Below are 1,725 nucleotides of genomic sequence, written 5' to 3'. Positions count from 1 at the left end.
CTTCGTAAGGAGGTGATCCAACCGCAGGTTCCCCTACGGTTACCTTGTTACGACTTCACCCCAGTCATGGACCACACCGTGGTAAACGCCCTCCCGAAGGTTAAGCTATCTACTTCTGGTGCAACCCACTCCCATGGTGTGACGGGCGGTGTGTACAAGGCCCGGGAACGTATTCACCGTGACATTCTGATTCACGATTACTAGCGATTCCGACTTCATGGAGTCGAGTTGCAGACTCCAATCCGGACTTAGACGTACTTTCTGAGGTCCGCTTGCTCTCGCGAGGTCGCCTCCCTTTGTATACGCCATTGTAGCACGTGTGTAGCCCTGGTCGTAAGGGCCATGATGACTTGACGTCGTCCCCACCTTCCTCCGCTTTATCAACGGCAGTCTCCTTTGAGTTCCCGACCGAATCGCTGGCAACAAAGGATAAGGGTTGCGCTCGTTGCGGGACTTAACCCAACATTTCACAACACGAGCTGACGACAGCCATGCAGCACCTGTCTCACAGTTCCCGAAGGCACTCTCGCATCTCTGCAAGATTCTGTGGATGTCAAGACCAGGTAAGGTTCTTCGCGTTGCATCGAATTAAACCACATGCTCCACCGCTTGTGCGGGCCCCCGTCAATTCATTTGAGTTTTAACCTTGCGGCCGTACTCCCCAGGCGGTCGATTTATCGCGTTAGCTTCGGAGCCCATCACTCTAGGCAACAAACTCCAAATCGACATCGTTTACAGCGTGGACTACCAGGGTATCTAATCCTGTTTGCTCCCCACGCTTTCGCATCTCAGCGTCAGTATCTGTCCAGAAGGCCGCCTTCGCCACCGGTATTCCTCCACATCTCTACGCATTTCACCGCTACACGTGGAATTCTACCTTCCTCTACAATACTCCAGATAACCAGTTTTAAGTGCAATTCCTAGGTTGAGCCCAGGGCTTTCACACCTAACTTAATTATCCGCCTACATGCCCTTTACGCCCAGTCATTCCGATTAACGCTCGCACCCTCCGTATTACCGCGGCTGCTGGCACGGAGTTAGCCGGTGCTTCTTCTGTAATTAACGTCAATTAGTGCACCTATTAGATACACTACCTTCCTCACTACCGAAAGTACTTTACAACCCGAAGGCCTTCTTCATACACGCGGCATGGCTGCATCAGGGTTCCCCCCATTGTGCAATATTCCCCACTGCTGCCTCCCGTAGGAGTCTGGACCGTGTCTCAGTTCCAGTGTGGCTGGTCATCCTCTCAGACCAGCTAGAGATCGTCGCCTTGGTGAGCCCTTACCCCACCAACTAGCTAATCCCATATGGGTTCATCAAATGGCGCATGGCCCGAAGGTCCCATGCTTTGGTCTCTCAACGTTATGCGGTATTAGCAGTCGTTTCCAACTGTTGTCCCCCTCCATTCGGCAGATCCCCATACCTTACTCACCCGTCCGCCACTCGTCATCAAGTGCAAGCACTCATGTTACCGTTCGACTTGCATGTGTTAAGCCTGCCGCCAGCGTTCAATCTGAGCCATGATCAAACTCTTCAATTTAAAGTTTGATGCTCAATAACTGTCTCTGACATATTCAAATGAATCTTCAGTGTCACTTATCAAGACTTAATTTTTTCAGTCCGTAGACTTTTAATTCTTCGTCTCGCAAGTGCCCACACAGATTGTCTGTTTCTTCTTTTTAAAGAGCTGACAGCGTTAAATTTAACTAAACATTTTGTTGT

At 50.6% G+C, this 1,725-nt stretch carries 1 rRNA gene; it reads right to left on the bottom strand.

The features are described from left to right. Positions 1 to 5 precede the first annotated feature (5 nt). Positions 6 to 1,543, bottom strand: a 16S ribosomal RNA gene (locus J3U66_RS12770). Positions 1,544 to 1,725 lie beyond the last annotated feature (182 nt).

The sequence above is a fragment of the Gilliamella sp. B2969 genome (genome assembly GCF_026536195.1).
GTDB lineage: Bacteria > Pseudomonadota > Gammaproteobacteria > Enterobacterales > Orbaceae > Gilliamella.
Note: the sequence above shows the minus strand (reverse complement) of the source record. Positions and strands in the feature narration are given on the sequence as shown.